Source organism: Bacillus sp. AM 13(2015), assembly GCF_001518755.1.
Taxonomy (GTDB): domain Bacteria; phylum Bacillota; class Bacilli; order Bacillales; family Bacillaceae; genus Bacillus; species Bacillus safensis.
Genome location: NZ_LKCP01000082.1, coordinates 99,827 through 117,857 on the forward strand (window position 1 = coordinate 99,827; position 18,031 = coordinate 117,857).

The 18,031-nt window shown below is 40.9% G+C and carries 17 protein-coding genes, 1 pseudogene and 1 riboswitch; of the genes and pseudogenes, 15 read left to right on the plus strand and 3 right to left on the minus strand.

What is annotated here, in order from left to right; genetic code table 11:
* Positions 1–3: 3 nt before the first annotated feature.
* A complete protein-coding gene (locus AOQ70_RS14135) occupies positions 4–2,106 on the minus strand; it encodes an ATP-dependent Clp protease ATP-binding subunit (RefSeq protein ID WP_059376921.1) in 2,103 nt (700 codons plus the stop codon).
* Between the two features lie 244 nt (positions 2,107–2,350).
* Between AOQ70_RS14135 and AOQ70_RS14140 the strand changes: the two genes are divergently transcribed.
* From AOQ70_RS14140 to AOQ70_RS14170, 6 genes are all read left to right on the plus strand, one after another.
* A complete protein-coding gene (locus tag AOQ70_RS14140) occupies positions 2,351–3,394 on the plus strand; it encodes a YkvI family membrane protein (RefSeq protein WP_059376923.1) in 1,044 nt (347 codons plus the stop codon).
* 71 nt (positions 3,395–3,465) lie between these two features.
* A riboswitch (PreQ1 riboswitch) is annotated at positions 3,466–3,510 on the plus strand.
* 159 nt (positions 3,511–3,669) lie between these two features.
* Positions 3,670–4,326: a 7-cyano-7-deazaguanine synthase QueC gene (queC, locus tag AOQ70_RS14145; protein WP_059376926.1), complete on the plus strand. Its 657-nt coding sequence runs from the start codon at positions 3,670–3,672 to the stop codon at positions 4,324–4,326.
* The gene (gene queD / locus AOQ70_RS14150) at positions 4,327–4,767 is read left to right on the plus strand and encodes a 6-carboxytetrahydropterin synthase QueD (protein ID WP_059376928.1); all 441 of its coding nucleotides are present in this window, start codon (positions 4,327–4,329) and stop codon (positions 4,765–4,767) included.
* Entirely contained in the window at positions 4,760–5,491 is a 732-nt protein-coding gene (gene queE, locus AOQ70_RS14155) for a 7-carboxy-7-deazaguanine synthase QueE (protein WP_059376931.1), read from the plus strand. The genes queD and queE overlap by 8 nt, the downstream gene beginning before the upstream one ends.
* Positions 5,492–5,506: 15 nt before the next feature.
* On the plus strand, positions 5,507–6,004 hold the full coding sequence (queF, locus tag AOQ70_RS14160) for a preQ(1) synthase (protein WP_003211403.1): 498 nt from the start codon (positions 5,507–5,509) through the stop codon (positions 6,002–6,004).
* A 259-nt stretch (positions 6,005–6,263) separates the two neighbouring features.
* Positions 6,264–6,482, plus strand: coding sequence for a hypothetical protein (locus AOQ70_RS14170; protein ID WP_039178087.1), 219 nt, complete (start codon positions 6,264–6,266; stop codon positions 6,480–6,482).
* A 123-nt stretch (positions 6,483–6,605) separates the two neighbouring features.
* On the opposite strand, the gene AOQ70_RS14175 is transcribed toward AOQ70_RS14170, so the two are convergent.
* Entirely contained in the window at positions 6,606–6,794 is a 189-nt protein-coding gene (locus AOQ70_RS14175) for a YkvS family protein (RefSeq protein WP_003211747.1), read from the minus strand.
* A 167-nt stretch (positions 6,795–6,961) separates the two neighbouring features.
* On the opposite strand from AOQ70_RS14175, the gene AOQ70_RS14180 reads away from it, so the two are divergent.
* The 6 genes and pseudogenes from AOQ70_RS14180 to AOQ70_RS14205 all read left to right on the plus strand — a co-directional run bounded on the left by AOQ70_RS14180 (position 6,962) and on the right by AOQ70_RS14205 (position 13,491).
* Entirely contained in the window at positions 6,962–7,156 is a 195-nt protein-coding gene (locus tag AOQ70_RS14180) for a hypothetical protein (protein ID WP_039178090.1), read from the plus strand.
* Positions 7,157–7,462: 306 nt separating this feature from the next.
* Positions 7,463–8,113 carry a cell wall hydrolase gene (locus AOQ70_RS14185; RefSeq protein ID WP_059376935.1) on the plus strand — a complete coding sequence of 217 codons (651 nt, stop codon included), beginning with the start codon at positions 7,463–7,465 and terminating at the stop codon, positions 8,111–8,113.
* Positions 8,114–8,225: 112 nt separating this feature from the next.
* Positions 8,226–9,542, plus strand: coding sequence for a polysaccharide biosynthesis protein (locus tag AOQ70_RS14190; protein ID WP_059376937.1), 1,317 nt, complete (start codon positions 8,226–8,228; stop codon positions 9,540–9,542).
* A gap of 54 nt (positions 9,543–9,596) precedes the next feature.
* The gene (stoA, locus tag AOQ70_RS14195; RefSeq protein ID WP_039178098.1) at positions 9,597–10,085 is read left to right on the plus strand and encodes an endospore biogenesis thiol-disulfide oxidoreductase StoA; all 489 of its coding nucleotides are present in this window, start codon (positions 9,597–9,599) and stop codon (positions 10,083–10,085) included.
* A gap of 289 nt (positions 10,086–10,374) precedes the next feature.
* Positions 10,375–12,294, plus strand: coding sequence for a heavy metal translocating P-type ATPase (locus tag AOQ70_RS14200; RefSeq protein ID WP_059376941.1), 1,920 nt, complete (start codon positions 10,375–10,377; stop codon positions 12,292–12,294).
* Positions 12,295–12,397: 103 nt separating this feature from the next.
* Positions 12,398–13,491: pseudogene (locus AOQ70_RS14205) on the plus strand (M24 family metallopeptidase).
* 54 nt (positions 13,492–13,545) lie between these two features.
* Here the strand turns inward: AOQ70_RS14205 and AOQ70_RS19785 are convergent.
* Positions 13,546–13,689, minus strand: a complete 144-nt coding sequence (locus AOQ70_RS19785; RefSeq protein WP_180272402.1) for a hypothetical protein — start codon at positions 13,687–13,689, stop codon at positions 13,546–13,548.
* A gap of 93 nt (positions 13,690–13,782) precedes the next feature.
* Here AOQ70_RS19785 and AOQ70_RS14210 point away from each other — a divergent pair, with 93 nt between their 5' ends.
* From AOQ70_RS14210 to ptsG, 3 genes are all read left to right on the plus strand, one after another.
* Complete coding sequence (locus AOQ70_RS14210) at positions 13,783–14,772, plus strand: LacI family DNA-binding transcriptional regulator (RefSeq protein WP_039178104.1); 990 nt, start codon at positions 13,783–13,785, stop codon at positions 14,770–14,772.
* A gap of 55 nt (positions 14,773–14,827) precedes the next feature.
* Entirely contained in the window at positions 14,828–15,682 is an 855-nt protein-coding gene (glcT, locus tag AOQ70_RS14215) for a glucose PTS transporter transcription antiterminator GlcT (protein WP_059376943.1), read from the plus strand.
* Between the two features lie 201 nt (positions 15,683–15,883).
* Positions 15,884–17,983, plus strand: a complete 2,100-nt coding sequence (gene ptsG / locus AOQ70_RS14220; RefSeq protein WP_039178107.1) for a glucose-specific PTS transporter subunit IIBC — start codon at positions 15,884–15,886, stop codon at positions 17,981–17,983.
* Positions 17,984–18,031 lie beyond the last annotated feature (48 nt).

An 18,031-nucleotide genomic window follows, 5' to 3' on the forward strand; every position in this document is an offset into this window, starting at 1 on the left:
TAGTTATCCTTTTTTTACGACGATTTCGTCATGTTCAACATCCACAGTAAATCCAGAAAGCTGCTCCTCTTCAAGCAGGATCTCTGTCATTTGATCTTCAACGTGCTCTTGGATGGTTCTTCGAAGTGGACGAGCACCAAATGCAGGGTGATATCCAAGCTCTGCGATTTTTTCTTTCGCTTCATTTGTGACATGGACTGTTAAATTTTGTTCTTTTAATTGCTCTGACAGTTCATTGAGCAGAAGATCAACAATCTTCACTAAGTCCTCTCTGTCTAGTGAATCAAATTGAATGATGCTGTCAAAACGGTTCAAAAATTCTGGTTTGAAATAGCTGCTGAGCGAATCAATGAGTGATTGTTCCTCAATCGCTTCGTCCTGATCAGACTGGAAGCCGACCTTGACCGTTTTATCTGCGCTGCCTGCGTTACTTGTCATGATGATGACTGTATCTTTAAAGCTGACCGTTCTACCTTGGCTGTCTGTTAAACGGCCATCTTCCATGATTTGAAGGAACATGTGCTGTACATCTGGGTGTGCTTTTTCGATTTCATCCAGCAAAATGATGCTGTAAGGTTTTCTGCGCACTTTTTCAGTCAGCTGGCCAGCTTCATCATGTCCAACATAACCAGGAGGAGAACCGATGAGTTTGGACACAGAGTGTTTTTCCATATACTCACTCATATCTAAACGAATGATCGCATCTCTTGAACCGAATAATTCTTCAGCCAGCGTTTTAGACAATTCGGTTTTCCCGACACCTGTTGGTCCTACGAAAAGGAAGGAGCCTGTCGGTCTATGTTTCGATTTTAATCCAGCTCTGCTTCTTTTCACGGCTTTCGCCACTTTATCAACCGCATGCTCCTGCCCAATTACTCGTGCTTTTAGACGGACATCAATTTCTTTCATTTTGGTTTGTTCGTCTGCTTGCAGTTTGCCGACAGGAATGCCTGTTTTTTGTTCCACAATGGCCTGAATGTCCTCTGCTGTGACAATATGCTCTTTGTCAGTTGTTTTGTTTTGAAGTCTTGCTTCTATCGCTTCTTCTTCGTCGCGAAGCTTCGCTGCTTTTTCATATTGTTCTTCTTTTAGCGCAGCCTGTTTTTCTGCGGCAATTTGCGCAAGTCGGTTTGTCAGTTCATCTTCACTTGCAGCATCAATGGAGAGGTTCGCTTTTGAACCAGCTTCATCCATTAGATCAATGGCTTTATCCGGCAAATGACGGTCTTGAATATACCGGGAAGATAATTGAACGCACGCTTTGATGGCTTCATCTGAATAGGTGACACCATGATAGGCCTCGTACTTATCTTGAATGCCTTTTAAGATGTCGATCGCTTCATCTGGTGTTGGCTCATCCACGATAACGGGCTGGAAGCGTCGTTCGAGTGCAGCATCTTTTTCAATTTGGCGATATTCTTTTAATGTCGTCGCACCTACTAGCTGCAGTTCGCCTCTTGCAAGGGCTGGTTTTAAAATGTTTCCAGCATCCATTGATCCTTCTGCAGATCCTGCGCCCACAAGAAGGTGGATTTCATCTACAAATAAGATGATATTTTTACGGCTCTGAAGTTCTTTAATTAACTGCTTCATTCTTTCCTCAAATTGACCGCGTACACCTGTGTTTGCGACAAGTGAAGAAACATCTAATAAATAGATTTGTTTGTTCTTTAATTTATTTGGTACATCGCCGCTCGCAATTTTCAGTGCGAGTCCTTCTGCGATCGCTGTTTTCCCAACACCTGGTTCACCAATAAGAACAGGGTTATTTTTATTTCTTCTATTTAAAATCTCAATGACTCTTGCGACTTCTTCATCACGGCCAATGACTGGATCAATTAAGCCAGCATTTGCTCCATCTGTTAAGTTACGGCCAAGCTCATCGAGTAAGCCTTTTTGTTTTGGCTGCTCCATGTTTGGGGCATGACCTGCCTGTTGAGAGAAGAATGAACTTCCTCCAAAAAGCTGAGGTCCCATTTTCATTTTTGACTGCTCCATCAAAGAGGTATAGCAGTCTTCACATAAAACCATTTGGCTCCGGGACGAATTTACTTGCATATTCAGGCGAATAGTTGCTTCATTTACTTGACAATGTTGACAACGCATTTGCCATGACCTCCTTAAAATAAAGTTTGACTTTATTTGACCAATGAATGTTAAAGAAAATGGTCTGTTGTTTGACCATCTTTGACTATAGTATACTCTGACCTATTTTGACTTTCAACTGTTTTGCTCAAAGACGGATAAAAATCCTTTTTTGCATTTAATCATGGTTTGTCCTTCTTTTCAAGGAACTTGTCTCATAGGATAAAAAAGAGACAATCGAAAGTGATGGGTGCGGAGGGGTCACATGAAACGTTCAAATGAATCCGCTTTTCAGCTTGCCTTTGTATATGTAGGAACAGTGGTTGGAGCTGGGTTTGCGACAGGAAAAGAAATCGTAGAATTTTTTGTTCGTTTTGGCTGGGTTGGACTATTAGGAATCCTGATTAGCGGTGTTATTTTTACTGGCCTTGGTGCAAAAATGATGCTGATTTCGAAACGAATCAAAGCAGAATCTTATCAAGATATGAACCGGTTTTTATTTGGCGCAGCTGCGAGTCGATATATTAATATTGTGATGTTTTTTATTTTACTCGGTGTTACCTCAGTCATGATTTCAGGCGCAGGGGCTATTTTTGAAGAACAGCTTGGCATTTCGAAGGAGTATGGGATCTTTTTGACGATCATTCTGAGCGTCATTGTACTCTTTAAAGGTTCAAAAGGGCTATTTGGTGTTAACGTCCTTGTCGTTCCAATGCTGATTTTCTTTTCATTGATTGTGTTTCTTGATTCATTTGTTTTTAGCAGCAGTGAAAGTTATGTTCTTGCGCTGCAAATGGGTGAGGGCGAGTGGATACTCTCAGCAGTGTCCTATGGTGCCTTTAATTTAGCACTGTCACAGGCAGTGTTAGTACCCGTTGCAAATGAAATGACCTCTGAAGCAGTCATTAAAAAGGGAGCGGTGCTTGGGGGCGTCATGCTGACACTCATTTTGCTTGCTTGCTTTTTATCTCTTTCTTCATTAAATATGCTGGAGGCGTTTGATATTCCAATGGCCCAGGTGGTGTATCAAGTCGCAAACTCCATTCATCTCATTTATTTATTTGTCATCTTCGGTGAAGTTTTTACATCCGTCATAGGCAATTTATACGGGCTGGAGAGACAAGTAAGGGCATATATCCGAATGAACAGCATCTTTACGATATCCCTTATTCTCATATGCTGCTATGTGATTAGTAAAATTGGTTACGGTACACTGATATCAACGGTTTACCCGGTTTTTGGCTATGTCAGCATCTTTTTTATCCTCTTTCTTTGTCTAAAAAAAGTGCCTGCACCGCTAGGTAAGTAAAGAAAGGATAGCCTGCATGAAAAATATGTGGTACACTATCCTCTGTGAAAATTGAACAAAAATCCGTGAAGACGGGAGAGGTTCTAGCAAAACCCTCTATAAAAAACTAAGGACTTGCCGTATCCTTGGATGTGGCATTTTTTATTTTTTATGGCTGGGACACCTCATACACATGTAAAGGTGTCTTTTCTTTTGAGAAAAATAGGGGTTTTCAGGAGCCTTTCAGATGCAGTGTTGTACGGTTGTACGCATCTGCAAAAGGAGGAGAACAGAAAATGAAAAATGAAAAAGCAGTCGTTGTCTTTAGCGGGGGACAGGACAGTACGACATGTTTATTATGGGCACTTCAACAATTTGAAGAGGTAGAAACAGTGACCTTTCATTATAATCAACGTCATCAAGAAGAAATTGATGTCGCCAAAAGAATCGCTGACAAGTTAGGTGTGAAGAATCATTTATTAGATATGTCACTTTTAAATCAGTTGGCACCTAATGCTTTAACAAGAGATGACATTGACATTGAGGAAAAAGAAGGAGAGCTTCCTTCTACATTTGTGCCAGGAAGAAACTTAGTGTTCTTATCCTTTGCCTCTATTCTGGCGTATCAAATTGGAGCAAGACATATCATCACTGGTGTTTGTGAGACAGACTTTAGCGGCTATCCAGATTGCCGTGACGAGTTTGTGAAATCATGCAACGTCACAGTGAATTTAGCAATGGAAAAACCATTTGTGATTCATACACCACTGATGTGGCTGAATAAAGCAGAAACATGGAAGCTGGCAGATGAGCTCAATGCACTGGAATTTGTGAAAAATGAAACGCTCACTTGCTATAACGGCATCATCTCTGATGGCTGCGGAGAATGTCCTGCGTGTAAGCTGCGGAAAAACGGCTATGACACTTATATGGAAATGAAGGAGGCAAAATAAATGCTTTCTCAAATCTATCCACAAACCGATCATCCATTTTCATTTGAATTGAATAAAGACATGCATGTATCGGCTGCCCATTTCATCCCACGAGAAGATGCGGGCGCATGCAGCCGTGTTCATGGTCATACGTACACCATCAACATCACAATTGCGGGCGACGACCTAGATGAATCGGGTTTCCTTGTCAATTTTAGTACATTGAAGAAGCTCATTCATGGGCAGTACGATCACACGCTGCTCAATGATCACGAGGATTTCTCATCAAACGATCGATACGCGATGCCAACCACTGAGGTGGTGGCAAAGACCGTATATGACAAAGTCGCAGCGTATTTATCGACTTTAGCGAACAAGCCAACATGTGTTCAAGTCTTTGTCAGAGAAACACCAACAAGCTACTGCATTTACCGTCCGAAACGAGTTGAGATCAATGGCTAAAGCGATTCCTGTATTAGAAATCTTTGGTCCAACCATTCAAGGAGAAGGAATGGTGATTGGACAAAAAACGATGTTTGTCAGAACGGCTGGCTGTGACTACTCTTGCAGCTGGTGTGATTCCTCCTTTACATGGGACGGCTCAGCGAAGCATGATATTCGGTGGCTTGAGGCAGAAGACATTGTCAAAGAATTAAAAAGAATAGGCGGACAGGCTTTTTCTCATGTCACCATTTCAGGAGGAAACCCGGCGCTTTTAAAACAAATGGAATCCCTCATTGATTTACTGCATGAAGAGGGGATTGATACAGCGCTTGAAACACAAGGGACGATGTATCAGGAATGGTTTTTGAAAATTGATGATTTAACCATTTCCCCTAAGCCGCCAAGCTCGAATATGAAAACAGATTTTACGAAACTAACACGTATCATAGATGAGCTGAAAAACGGAAATAGATTGCAGCATGCAAGCCTGAAGGTCGTGATCTTTGATGATCGTGATCTAGCGTATGCGAAGGATGTTCATGCGAAATACCCTGAGCTTCCTTTTTATTTGCAGGTAGGAAATGACGACACGACGACAGGTGATGATGCGTACTTATTGACGCATTTATTAAAGAAATATGAAGCGCTTGTAGATCAAGTCGCACAAGATCCAGACTTAAACCGCGTAAGAGTGCTGCCGCAGCTGCACACGTTATTGTGGGGAAATAAACGAGGCGTATAGAAAGGAAGAGATGTCATGACGACAAGAAAACCGGAAGAATTAGAAGGTGTCACGTTACTAGGAAACCAAGGAACCAATTATTTGTTTGATTACGCACCACAAGTGCTTGAAACGTTCCCAAATAAACATACAAATAGAGATTACTTTGTAAAATTCAACTGCCCAGAATTTACATCACTATGTCCGCAAACAGGACAACCGGATTTTGCAACAGTTTATATCAGCTACATCCCAAATGAAATCATGGTCGAAAGTAAATCCCTAAAATTATATTTGTTCAGCTTCCGTAACCACGGTGACTTCCATGAGGATTGTATGAACATTATTATGAACGACTTAATCGAATTGATGGACCCAAGATATATTGAAGTTTGGGGCAAATTTACGCCAAGAGGCGGTATTTCAATTGATCCGTATACGAACTATGGGAAACCTGGGACAAAGTATGAAGAAATGGCATCGTATCGTATGATGAACCATGATATGTATCCAGAAACGATTGATAATCGCTAATAAATAGGAAAAGACATGCCAGATGCATGTCTTTTTTTTTGGGATTGTAGCGATTTAATCATAAAAAAAGAGAAGAGTCATGTCACTCTTCTCATACGAATGGGAATAGAACTTGCTAGGACGGCTGGGGGCTACCAGCTCGTAAATATATTATACATGACAGAACGTATGTTTGTAAAGGTGAATCATGCTTTTTTTGCTTATCTCATTTGATTTAAGATAAAATAGGGGTATTGAATGGTAAATGGAGGCGTTGGATTTGGCAAACAAAGAAGAGCGGGCAGAACAGCTGCTTATGGAGCTTAGAGAAGAGCTTCAAATGCTTGAACATCAAAACAAAGAACGGTATAAATGGAGTGCCTCCACATTGCTTGGAGTGATTGCCCTCTTGATTGATAAAGGAGTGATCACCCCTGAGGAAGTCGAGATGTACAAGACGAAGGCGGAAATGCAAACCTTTCATACGCAAAAAGACTGACCCCTCTTTAAGTGGTATCAGTCTTTTTCATATGTGATTGTTCAAATAGAGCAAAGTTGTCAAACGAGCCAAATTTGCTTTATATATACGTATGTACCGAGCGTCTGTATTGAGGATTGCAAATTAATGTACGGAGTCTTTGATGATTTTATAGTTTTTATGATTAACGACTGTTAGTGAATCCAGTTCTAAATCTCTATAGTTGTCCATAATGGTGACATCCACAATGACAGAGTTTTCATTCACTTTTTCAACTACACCTGTTAAACCATTTCTAAATTCGATCACATTTCCAATTTTTGCAATCTTCAACCGATCCCTCTCCTTTAAAAACAGATTTCATTCCCTATTAAAAAGTATTTTGCAATATTTTCATACCAATGTAAAGGATAAAGACGTTTTTGTTTTGTTTTCGTTGTATGCTCTTCTAACGAATGGTATATTTAATATTTGATCATGGCTGAAAAGGAGCGGTTTTTTTGACTGAAGAACAAATCCTCACAATCATCGAATCTTTACGGAATGGGACGGAAAAACAGGTGACCATCCAAAAAGATGACTTTTTAACGTTTCGTTCTGTATTGGTGAATCAAGATGATTTTAAACATTTTCGCGGAATCGCCAAACATGGTGGAGATGTTATTTTTGAATATCTTACAGAAGCAAGAAGCTAAAGCTTTTTCTCATTGATGAGAGAAAGCTTTTTTATTTTCGTTCTTTTGTCACACTTCAAACCACTTTGATACATATGAAAAGAAAATGTAATAACCCATAAACAGGAGCATAAGGATGATGATAGGTGAAAAAGGGACCTTTTTAAGCGCTAACAATTCCATTTTATGTGCGCAAAACTAGGACATGCCATTTAATGACGGAATTTGGACAGGCATGTAAATCTTTGTGCGTGAAAATAGAATGAGGTCTTGTTAGAGTGGACAAGTATCTTACAGCCTACTTTAATTAAAGGAGGAAAAAGGCGAATGATTAAAATTCATACAGCTCTTTTTGTCATCCTTATGCTCGTTGCAGCAATGAAGATGGACAATATACAAGAGCAGCAAGGCACATTAAGTCACGAACTTTCACAAGCACCTGTTAAACATCAGCTTTCATATATAGATCAACGTCACGATCAAGTCATCCCAGCATTTTCTGAAGAGAAGCGTCAGCCAAAAGTGAAAATGCTAAGTACGTCAACAGAAGAAAAGTCTTCAAAACCGAAGCAAAAGAAAAAAGTAAAATCTGAAACGACGAATAAGGCAAGCGGTAAACAGTATTCTAATGAAGAAATGGATTTGCTTTCTCGATTGGTTCACGCTGAAGCGAAAGGTGAATCTTACGAAGGGAAAAAAGCGGTGGCAAGCGTTGTCTTAAACAGGGTGGAGCATCGTTCTTTTCCTGACAGCGTGAAAGGTGTGATCTATCAGCGAAATGCTTTCCAGCCAGTATCGAATGGAAGTATTCATGATAAGGCAGATCAAGATTCCATTAAAGCTGTGAAGCAGGTAGTAAAAGAGCATGACAGAACAACAAAGGCTATCTATTTTTATAACCCAAAAACGGCAACAGATCATTGGATTCGTTCCCGCAAAATTGTAGAACGCATCGGACGTCACGTATTTGCCGTATAAAGAAAAAGAGCGATCAATGAGATTGCTCTTTTTTGTCTTCAATTATTAAAATATTTTTTGGACTTGTCTCATAGAATGTGAAAAGAATTTGCTTTAGACAAGGGGAGGCTACATGAATCGATTTGTAAAAGGGGTCATTCTGCTATCTGTCGCAGCTTTTATTGCGGAGTGTATCGAGTTTTTAGTCAATATGATTTTAGCGAGAGAGCTTGGAGAACATGGAATGGGTTTATATATGAGTATCCTTCCAATCATCATGCTTGTCCTTGTGATCGCTAGCTTAGAGCTGCCAGTCTCCATTTCTAAATTCATTGCAGAATCACATGAGCGTCTCCACAAAAGTATGCTTCGTCATGCCTTTAAAATGACGCTTGTGGTGACAAGTACAACAACAGGTATAGCAGCCATTGTACTGCCTTTCATTCCAGTGTTTCAGTCGTATCATCCGCTTATGAAGGGCCTAGTGCTGTCACTTATCCCGATTATTGCGTTTACCTCCATTGCCCGCGGCTACTTTATGGGAAAGCAGCAAATGGGCAGAATCGCTCTAGCCAATATGATGAAGAAAACAATCCAGCTGATCTGCTTATTTTTGTTTTTTCATTGGTATTCGTTTGATATTGAAACAGCAGTACTCATCGCCATCGGTGTCATTGTTGCGAGTGATCTTGTCGTCTTTATTTATTTATACTCCCAATACGTCATGGCGAAAAATGCTGTGAATGTCAGGTCTGTTGAATTAAGAGGGATTGATGTGCGAAAGCGCCTATTAGCCGTTTCTATACCGACAACGGGCATGCGCATCTTTCATGCGATCGCTAATGCGGTTGAACCATTTTTAATCAAAGGAGCGCTCGTTGCAGCAGGCATCTCTGGAACACTTGCTGTTGATCATTACGGCATGCTGGCTGGTGTCGCGATGTCGATCGGTTTTTTCCCAGCGTTTGTCGCTCATTCGATCATGATTGTGATGATTCCGAGTGTCTCTGAAGCCTATGCTTTAGGTCAGTATGATCTTGTGAAAAAACGGGTCAGACAGGCGATTCTCATAACGTTTGGATACGGGGTGCCGGCAGTGATGGTCATGTATTATTTTGCTTACCCGCTCACACAGCTTTTTTTTGATTCACCGCAAGCTGCTGTCTATTTACAGCTGCTTTGGCCATACTTTTTATGCCACCTGTTTGTGATGCCGTTTCAAGCGTGTTTAATCGGTATGGGGCTCATCAAAGATGTGTTCCTACATAATATATGGGTGCATGTCGTTTCTTTTTCTATGGTGTATTTCCTCGGTTCAATGGAAAGCTTGAATATGATGGGGGTCATTTTAGGGATGAACACAGGCATGCTGCTTTTGACTGCCCTGCATTATGCGACGATTTGTAAGGAGCTCGGCGTTTCAATGTTTCTTACATTGAAAAAAGCTTGAATGTCATCGCCATCGAGAGGGCAAGCTATAAGAAAACTGGGAAGGAAGATCCTGATGAATCGTAAACATCTACCCGCCAGTCTTCTAATGATGACCATGCTGCTATTTCTAATGAGCGCAGCAGCGGAAGCAAAAGAGCCTGTGATGGCGCCAAGAATAGAGGCACCGACATTAACTGGTGAAATGCAGATGGTTCCCGCAAAAGGGAAAAAGACCATTTTGCATTTTTGGACAACATGGTGTCCGTCCTGCAAAATGGAGCTGCCCGAATTTGAACAGATTGTGAAAGAAAATCAGAGTGATGTTGACATATTGACCGTGAATTTACTAGGTGCTGAACAAAGTAAACATGCTGTTGCCCAATTTGTGAAAGACAGAAGGTTTACATTCCCGATCATACTAGATGAACACGGAGAAATGATGAAGAAGTATCAAATTATCACCATTCCAACGACCTTTTTGATTAATGAAAAAGGAGAAGTGGTGAAAAATCATGTAGGTCCACTGACGAAAAAACAAATTAAAGAGTGGACGAATTCGTAGAACCAATCCTTTCTGTGAAAGAACCAATTCTGTTGGTTCTTTTTTGTGTTCATTTGCTTTTCATCTGAATACACTGTGCTCAGAAGAAGAAGGAACGGTCTATATCAATAATGATAATTATTATCAAAAAGAAATTATAATAATTATTAATTGAAAATTGTTCAGAACCTGTTATAATGAGTTACAGACCAATAAAAAGCTTGAAACAGCAGAAAATATAGATGGAATAAGAAACGGGCAACGATTGATAATGTGAAAACGATTATCAATTAGAGAGGAGAAAACAATCATGAATGAGAATACAGTACTTTACCAAACGACAAATCAAAAGGAATCGAAATGGTCCTTACATAAATGGGCACAGCACGGAGAATTAATTGCAGCAGGAATATCGGGGATTCTCATTTTAATTGGATGGTTTCTAAAAGATGAGAGCATGTGGAGCATTCCTCTTTTCATCCTGGCATTTGTCATTGGTGGTTTTGCAAAGGCGAAAGAAGGAATTGAAGAAACGATTTCGTCTAAGACCTTGAATGTGGAACTTTTAATGATTTTCGCAGCAATAGGCTCAGCTCTGATCGGCTATTGGGCAGAAGGCGCTATTTTAATTTTTATTTTCTCACTGAGTGGTGCGCTAGAAACGTATACGTCAAATAAAAGCAAGAAAGATTTAACAGCTTTAATGAGCATTGCACCAGATGAAGCAACTTTAATTGAAGAAGATGGTACGACCATTCAAATCGCCGCTTCATCATTAACACCTGGTGACCGTATTATGATCAAAGCTGGGGAACGCATTGCAGCAGATGGTGTGATTTTAAGCGGGAGAACAAGTGTGGACGAATCTGCACTTACAGGCGAATCTGTTCCACAGGAAAAGGGGCAGGGGGAAGACGTATTTGCAGGAACAGTGAACTTAAATGGTTCCTTAACAGTGGAAGTCACTAAACATAATGAAGAAACGCTTTTCCATAAAATTATTAAACTTGTCGAATCTGCTCAAGAAAGTGTTTCGCCAAGCCAAGCATTTATTGAAAAATTTGAGGGTGCCTATGTAAAAGGTGTGCTGATCACCGTCGCAATTTTAATGGTTCTGCCTCATTTTGTACTCGGCTGGAGCATGAGTGAAACCTTCTACCGGGCAATGGTGTTTATGGTCGTTGCTTCACCTTGTGCTCTAGTCGCATCCATAATGCCAGCAGCACTGTCATTGATCTCAAATGGCGCGAGAAATGGAATGCTTGTCAAAGGTAGTGTCTTTTTAGAAAAACTAGGCACAAGTAGCATGATTGCTTTTGATAAAACGGGGACGATTACAAACGGGAAGCCAGCCGTAGAGCAAGTCGTCATCGCTAAAGGACAGGATGAATCTGCTTTTTATCAGGCGCTCTATCAAATTGAGAGTCAATCAAACCATCCATTAGCGAAAGCAATTTCTGATATGGCAAAGGAGCACCAAACAGATAAATCAGTCCATGTCACCATTGAAGAAACCTCTGGATTTGGTGTGAAAGCACAATTAAATGGGGAAACGTGGCGGATTGGGAAGAAAGACTTCGCTGGTAAGGCGTCAATCAACCGCGAGATGGAAGAGACAGGTGATGACCTTTCGGCGCAAGGATACACAGTGGTCTACGTTCAAAAGGGTGAAGAAGTTGTTGGCTGTCTTGGCCTTAAGGATCAAATCAGACCTGAAGCTAAAAAAATGATTCAAGAACTAAATGATTTAGGCATCCAAACCGTCATGCTGACAGGAGATCAGCAAAAAACGGCTGAAGCTATTGCGCAGGAAGCTGGTATCCAAACTGTCGTGGCTGAATGTCTTCCAGATGAAAAGGTACATGAGGTCAATCAATTAAAAAAACAAGGTAATTCAATCATCATGGTAGGAGACGGAATCAATGATGCGCCAGCACTCGCTACAGCAGATGTTGGGGTTGCGATGGGCGGAGGCACAGACGTTGCTTTAGAAACAGCGGATCTCATCTTAATGAAGAACAATTTAAATAACCTAACAAAGATGATCCGTCTTTCAAGAAAAATGAATCGAATCATTAAGCAAAACATTGTTTTCTCATTAACGGTGATCTGTCTGTTAATTTGTGCGAATTTCTTACAAGTGCTTGATTTGCCTTTTGGCGTCATCGGGCATGAAGGAAGTACGATTTTGGTCATTTTAAATGGTCTGCGTCTACTTCGTGCATCTTAATTAATCATCAAGGCGCACTGGATATATGCCAGTGCGCTTTTGTGCGAAATACAGCAAAAACTGATACAATAGACCAGTAGTAAAACGTGTGAGGAGGATCATGATGAACCGAATGAAGAGCTTGTCTTCTTGGCTTAAGAAAGAAGACATTCAAGGTGCATTTATACATACAAAGGAAAATGTGTTTTATCTATCTGGATACTTCACAGAGCCGCATGAAAGAGTGATGGGGCTGTTTGTGTTTCAAGAGGCAGAACCATTTTTTATTTTGCCTAAAATGGAAGTCGAGCAGGCAAAAAATGCAGGATGGTCCGGCGATATCATTGGATATGAAGATCATGAGAATCCATTTGATTTCATTCAATCAGCGATAGAAAAACGAGGTGTTCATGCCGCGCGTCTTGCGATTGAAAAAGAATCGATACCGCTTCAAAGAGCAGAGCAGCTCCAAGCTGTCACCGGGGCAGAAATGTTCGTCCGGGCTGAAGATGAGCTCAATCAGCTCAGACTGATTAAAGATGAATCTGAAATTGCTACACTCAAAAAAGCGGCTCAATTAGCAGATGAAGGTGTAAAAATTGGAGTTAACGCCTTAAAAGAAGGAATCACGGAAACAGAAGTTCTCGCTGTCATTGAATATGAACTAAAGAAAAAAGGCATTCAAGGCATGTCCTTTTCAACCATGGTTCTCTTTGGTGAAAAATCAGGCGAGCCTCATGGAAATCCTGGGCAGGCAGCCTTAAAAAAAGGCGATTTTGTGTTATTTGACCTTGGTGTCATTGTCGATGGATATTGCTCAGACATCACAAGAACATTCATCTATCAGGAAGCTTCTGAAAAACAAAAGGACATTTATCAAACCGTCTTAAATGCAGAAATGGCAGCACTTGAAATGAGTAAGCCCGGCGTTAGAATCGGTGATCTTGACTTAAAAGCCGCGGGCTCATCACAGAAGCGGGATATGGTGAATATTTCCCGCATCGCCTCGGACATGGGTTGGGGGTTTCTGTTCATGAGTTTCCTTCAATGAGTCAGGCAAATGACGACCTTCTGCAAGAAGGTATGGTGTATACGATTGAACCAGGAATTTATGTCCCGGGAGTCGGCGGCGTAAGAATTGAAGATGATGTTCTCATTACGGCAGATGGTCCAGTCACTTTAACCAATTATCCGAAAGAGCTGACAATCATTAAGTAATGAAAAAAATCACGATGAACGTCCAGGTCTTGGAAGCGTCATCGTGATTTTTTATCACTCTTCTCGATCCTTATCAACAAAAAAATCATCAATTGATTCAAACGGTTTGATTTTATGTTCTTTTCCTAAAGGATGTAATGCAAAACGAGCAGAAAACAAAACAGTCATACATAATATAATCCATATGATGAAACCCATCTTGAATTCCCCTTTCCATCCAGTGATTTGTTCAGCTCACATACATCTTAAAGTATGAAACGCTTACCATATCAAGAGAAAGTAGGAGAAAAAATGGCAAACATAAGGGAGATTGCGAAAAGAGCGGGCGTATCTGTGACAACCGTATCACGTGTGTTGAATGAGCATCCTTATGTTAAAGAAGAAAAAAGGGAACGTGTTCTACAAGCGATGGAAGAGCTCAAGTATACGAGAAACATCCAGGCGGTCCATTTAGCGAAGGGCTATTCGAATATGCTTGGCATCGTCCTTCCAAACATTGAACACTCTTATTTCAGCGCACTCGTCACAGGTATTGCAGAAAAAGCACAGGCGCGCGGCATGCATTTTGCTTTATTTCAAACAGGATATGATCCATTAAAAGAAAAAGAAGCGTTAATGAGTTTAAAAGAGCGCCGTGTGGATGGTTTAATATTTTGTTCAAATGCGTTAAGTGATAGGCATATTTTAAAGTGGCAGGAATCAGGACCGATTATATTTTGTCATCCTGCGCCGCACGATAAGTGCTCAACCGTGTCAATTGCGCATGATCATGCATTTAAGGAGGGCCTGCATCATTTGGCGGCATGCGGACATCAACGAATTGCGATCGTTCTCGCCAGAACAGAAGGAGCAAATAGCGAGTCGCGCCTTCAGGCCTATCAAGACATGATGCAATCGCTCGGGCAGACCATTGATGAGGAATGGATCATCGAAGGGAAGTTATCCCTGCTTGATGGGAAGCACTTATTTGCAGAATGGCAGAAAATGAAAAATCGTCCTACAGCTTTATTCATTACAAATGACGAAGTTTCTGCAGGCTTTTTATTAGAGGCGCAGCGTCATGACATAAAAGTAGGCGAATCACCAGCCATACTTAGCTTTCAAAATAACCAATTGAGTGAGGCGCTAGGGATTTCCAGCATTCATATTCCCCTCAAACAAATGGGGCAGGAAGCGTTTGACTTGTTTGACCGGGCATTAAAGGGAGAGAAATCAGAAAAAAGAATGCTGCCATTTCGTCTGATTGAGCGAACAACTACCGTTTTGAAAAACAATCGTTGACGCACGTTTCATCTGTTTTGTACGATAAGAGGGATTGAAAAAGAAGGAGGTGGGGATGTTCATGGAATCCTTCACCGTTGATAAAGCGTTAAATAATAATGTCATCATCGCAAGGCACCCTTCTTTGGGCGAAGTAGTTCTGATTGGGAAAGGGATTGGCTTCGGTAAAAAATCGGGGGATGTTTTCGATCAAGACGTGTTTGAAAAAATGTTTGTGTTAAAAAACACGAAAGAACAAACAGAATATAAACAACTGCTTCATCATATTGATGAGAACATGATCGAGCTTGCCAATGACGTCATTTATCATATACGAGAAAAAATGGGACAACGCTTGAATGAGCATATTCATGTTGCACTGACCGACCATATTGCGTTTAGTTTTAAGCGGGTGCAGCAAGGCTATGATATCACGAACCCATTTATGCTTGAGACGCAATCGCTATACCCGAAAGAATACGAGGTCGCAAAGGAAGTCGTTGAACTGATTAACGAGCGGCCAGATGTCAAAACGAAGCTGCCAGAAGGAGAAATCGGCTTTATAGCGCTTCATATCCATTCAGCTTTGACGAATAGGCCTTTATCTGAGGTCAACCGTCATTCGCAACTGATTACACAAATGGTCCAAGTTATAGAAGATTCATTTCATATGAAAGTAGACAGAGAAAGTATTCATTATTTACGCTTATTACGCCATATTACGTTTTCAATTGAGCGTATTAAACGGGGAGAATCTTTAGAGGAGCCAGAAAAATTGCTTCATCTATTGAAAAATGAATATCCTTTATGCTACAATACTGCTTGGAAAATGATCAAAATTTTGCAGCATGCATTGAAAAAGCCTGTACAGGATGCTGAGGCTGTCTACTTGACACTTCATCTGTACAGATTGACAAATAAAATTTCATAGTTTCCTTGAAACGTGTAACTGATTCGATCAGGCATGAGTGACTTAAGGTAAATACAGGATAAGATCCTGTTATTTGCGCAACCTTATATCACCATGCCTTTTTTGCATTTGAAAGTGAAATGTAAACGGTTAATTATGAAATGTACGTCAGGGAGCAGCCCAAATGTATGTTGTAAGCGAAAACAAAAGGAGGTTCAACCAGTGTTTAAATCACTTTTTGGTGTGTTGCAAAAAATTGGACGAGCTCTTATGCTTCCAGTTGCGATCCTTCCTGCTGCCGGTATTTTACTAGCACTTGGGAATGCGATGCAAAATCCGCAGCTGATTGATGTAGCTCAATTTTTAAGCAATGATACAATTCAGCTTGTTGCAAGTGTCATGGAGAATGCGGGGAACATCGTCTTCTCGAATCTTCCGCTATTATTTGCTGTAGGGGTTGCCATCGGTCTTGCAAATGGAGACGGAGTGGCAGGGATTGCCGCTATCATCGGTTACCTTGTCATGAACGTAACGATGAGTGCCGTATTAATGGCTAACGGATCTATTCCATCCGATTCAATCAAATTGGCTAAGTTCTTTAAGGAAAGCCATCCAGCATATGTGAATATGCTCGGTATACCGACCTTGTCTACCGGCGTTTTTGGCGGGATTATCGTCGGGGTATTAGCCGCTTATATGTTTAATAAATTTTACAAGATTGAGCTTCCGCAATACCTTGGCTTCTTTGCAGGTAAGCGTTTTGTTCCAATCGTCACTTCTATTTCAGCACTTATTTTAGGGCTTTTGATGCTAGTCATTTGGCCGCCAATCCAAGGTGCATTGAACTCATTTTCAACAGGACTGCTTGCAGCAAATGAGCCGCTGGCTGCCTTTGTATTCGGAGTCATTGAACGCTCATTAATTCCGTTTGGTCTGCACCACATATTCTACGCACCATTCTGGTATGAATTTTTTAGCTATAAGAGCTTATCAGGAGATATTATCCGTGGTGACCAGCGTATTTTCATGGCGCAAATCAAAGATGGTGTTCAGCTGACAGCTGGTACATTCATGACAGGGAAATATCCGTTCATGATGTTCGGTCTTCCAGCAGCAGCTCTTGCGATTTACCATGAAGCAAAACCAAAGAATAAAAAGCTTGTAGCAGGAATTATGGGATCAGCGGCCCTTACTTCTTTCCTAACAGGGATCACTGAACCGCTTGAATTCTCATTCTTGTTTGTAGCACCGATATTATTTGCGATTCACTGTGTATTTGCTGGATTATCCTTTATGATAATGGATATTCTAAACGTGAAAATCGGGATGACCTTCTCAGGAGGGTTAATCGACTTCTTCCTATTTGGTATCCTGCCGAATAGAACCGCTTGGTGGCTTGTCATTCCAGTAGGTCTCGTACTTGCTGTCATTTACTACTTCGGATTTAGATTCGCCATTCGCAAATTTAATCTGAAAACGCCAGGCCGCGAGGATGAAGCAGCAGACGGAGCAAGTGAGGCGAAGTCTGAAAAAGGGAATGACTTGCCTTATGAAATCCTTGAAGCAATGGGTGATCAAGAAAACATTAAGCACCTTGATGCTTGTATCACGCGTTTACGTGTTACTGTCAATGATCAGAAGAAAGTGGACAAAGACCGCTTGAAAAAGCTTGGCGCTTCTGGTGTTCTCGAAGTAGGGAACAACATCCAGGCAATTTTCGGCCCGCGTTCTGATAATTTAAAAACACAAATGCAGGATATTATTGCAGGCCGCACGCCTCGTCCAGCGAAAGACCCTTCTGCAAAAGAAGAAGTCAGCCAGCAGGTCGAAGAAGTCATTGCAAAGCCGCTTCAAAATGAACAAGGTGAAGAAATTTTTGCTTCACCAATTACAGGGGAGCTTCATCCAATTACAGATGTACCAGATCAAGTATTCTCAGGGAAAATGATGGGTGACGGTTTCGCTATCTTGCCAACAGATGGAACGGTTGTTTCACCGGTAAGAGGGAAGATCTTAAATGTGTTCCCGACGAAACACGCCATTGGCCTGCAATCTGACGGTGGACTTGAAATTTTAATCCACTTCGGAATTGATACGGTCGGCCTCAAAGGAGAAGGATTTGAAGCATTTGTACAAGAGGGAGATCAAGTAGAAATCGGTCAAAAACTTTTAGAGGTTGATATTGATAAAATTAAGTCTGAAGTACCATCTTTGATGACACCAATTGTATTTACCAACTTAAGTGAAGGACAATTTATTGACCTTCAAGAATCCGGTGAAATCAAAGCTGGACAAGAAAACATCATGAAAATTTCAAAATAATTTTCATAACTGCCGTTCTTGTTAGATGACAAGCTCGGCAGTATGATA

What these genes read in the sequence shown, in the direction of transcription:
- AOQ70_RS14135 (WP_059376921.1), bottom strand. Translation starts at nt 2,106, where the DNA reads ATGCGTTGTCAACATTGTCAAGTAAATGAAGCAACTATTCGCCTGAAT.
- AOQ70_RS14140 (WP_059376923.1), top strand. Translation starts at nt 2,351, where the DNA reads ATGAAACGTTCAAATGAATCCGCTTTTCAGCTTGCCTTTGTATATGTA.
- queC (WP_059376926.1), top strand. Translation starts at nt 3,670, where the DNA reads ATGAAAAATGAAAAAGCAGTCGTTGTCTTTAGCGGGGGACAGGACAGT.
- queD (WP_059376928.1), top strand. Translation starts at nt 4,327, where the DNA reads ATGCTTTCTCAAATCTATCCACAAACCGATCATCCATTTTCATTTGAA.
- queE (WP_059376931.1), top strand. Translation starts at nt 4,760, where the DNA reads ATGGCTAAAGCGATTCCTGTATTAGAAATCTTTGGTCCAACCATTCAA.
- queF (WP_003211403.1), top strand. Translation starts at nt 5,507, where the DNA reads ATGACGACAAGAAAACCGGAAGAATTAGAAGGTGTCACGTTACTAGGA.
- AOQ70_RS14185 (WP_059376935.1), top strand. Translation starts at nt 7,463, where the DNA reads ATGATTAAAATTCATACAGCTCTTTTTGTCATCCTTATGCTCGTTGCA.
- AOQ70_RS14190 (WP_059376937.1), top strand. Translation starts at nt 8,226, where the DNA reads ATGAATCGATTTGTAAAAGGGGTCATTCTGCTATCTGTCGCAGCTTTT.
- stoA (WP_039178098.1), top strand. Translation starts at nt 9,597, where the DNA reads ATGAATCGTAAACATCTACCCGCCAGTCTTCTAATGATGACCATGCTG.
- AOQ70_RS14200 (WP_059376941.1), top strand. Translation starts at nt 10,375, where the DNA reads ATGAATGAGAATACAGTACTTTACCAAACGACAAATCAAAAGGAATCG.
- AOQ70_RS19785 (WP_180272402.1), bottom strand. Translation starts at nt 13,689, where the DNA reads ATGGGTTTCATCATATGGATTATATTATGTATGACTGTTTTGTTTTCT.
- AOQ70_RS14210 (WP_039178104.1), top strand. Translation starts at nt 13,783, where the DNA reads ATGGCAAACATAAGGGAGATTGCGAAAAGAGCGGGCGTATCTGTGACA.
- glcT (WP_059376943.1), top strand. Translation starts at nt 14,828, where the DNA reads ATGTTCATGGAATCCTTCACCGTTGATAAAGCGTTAAATAATAATGTC.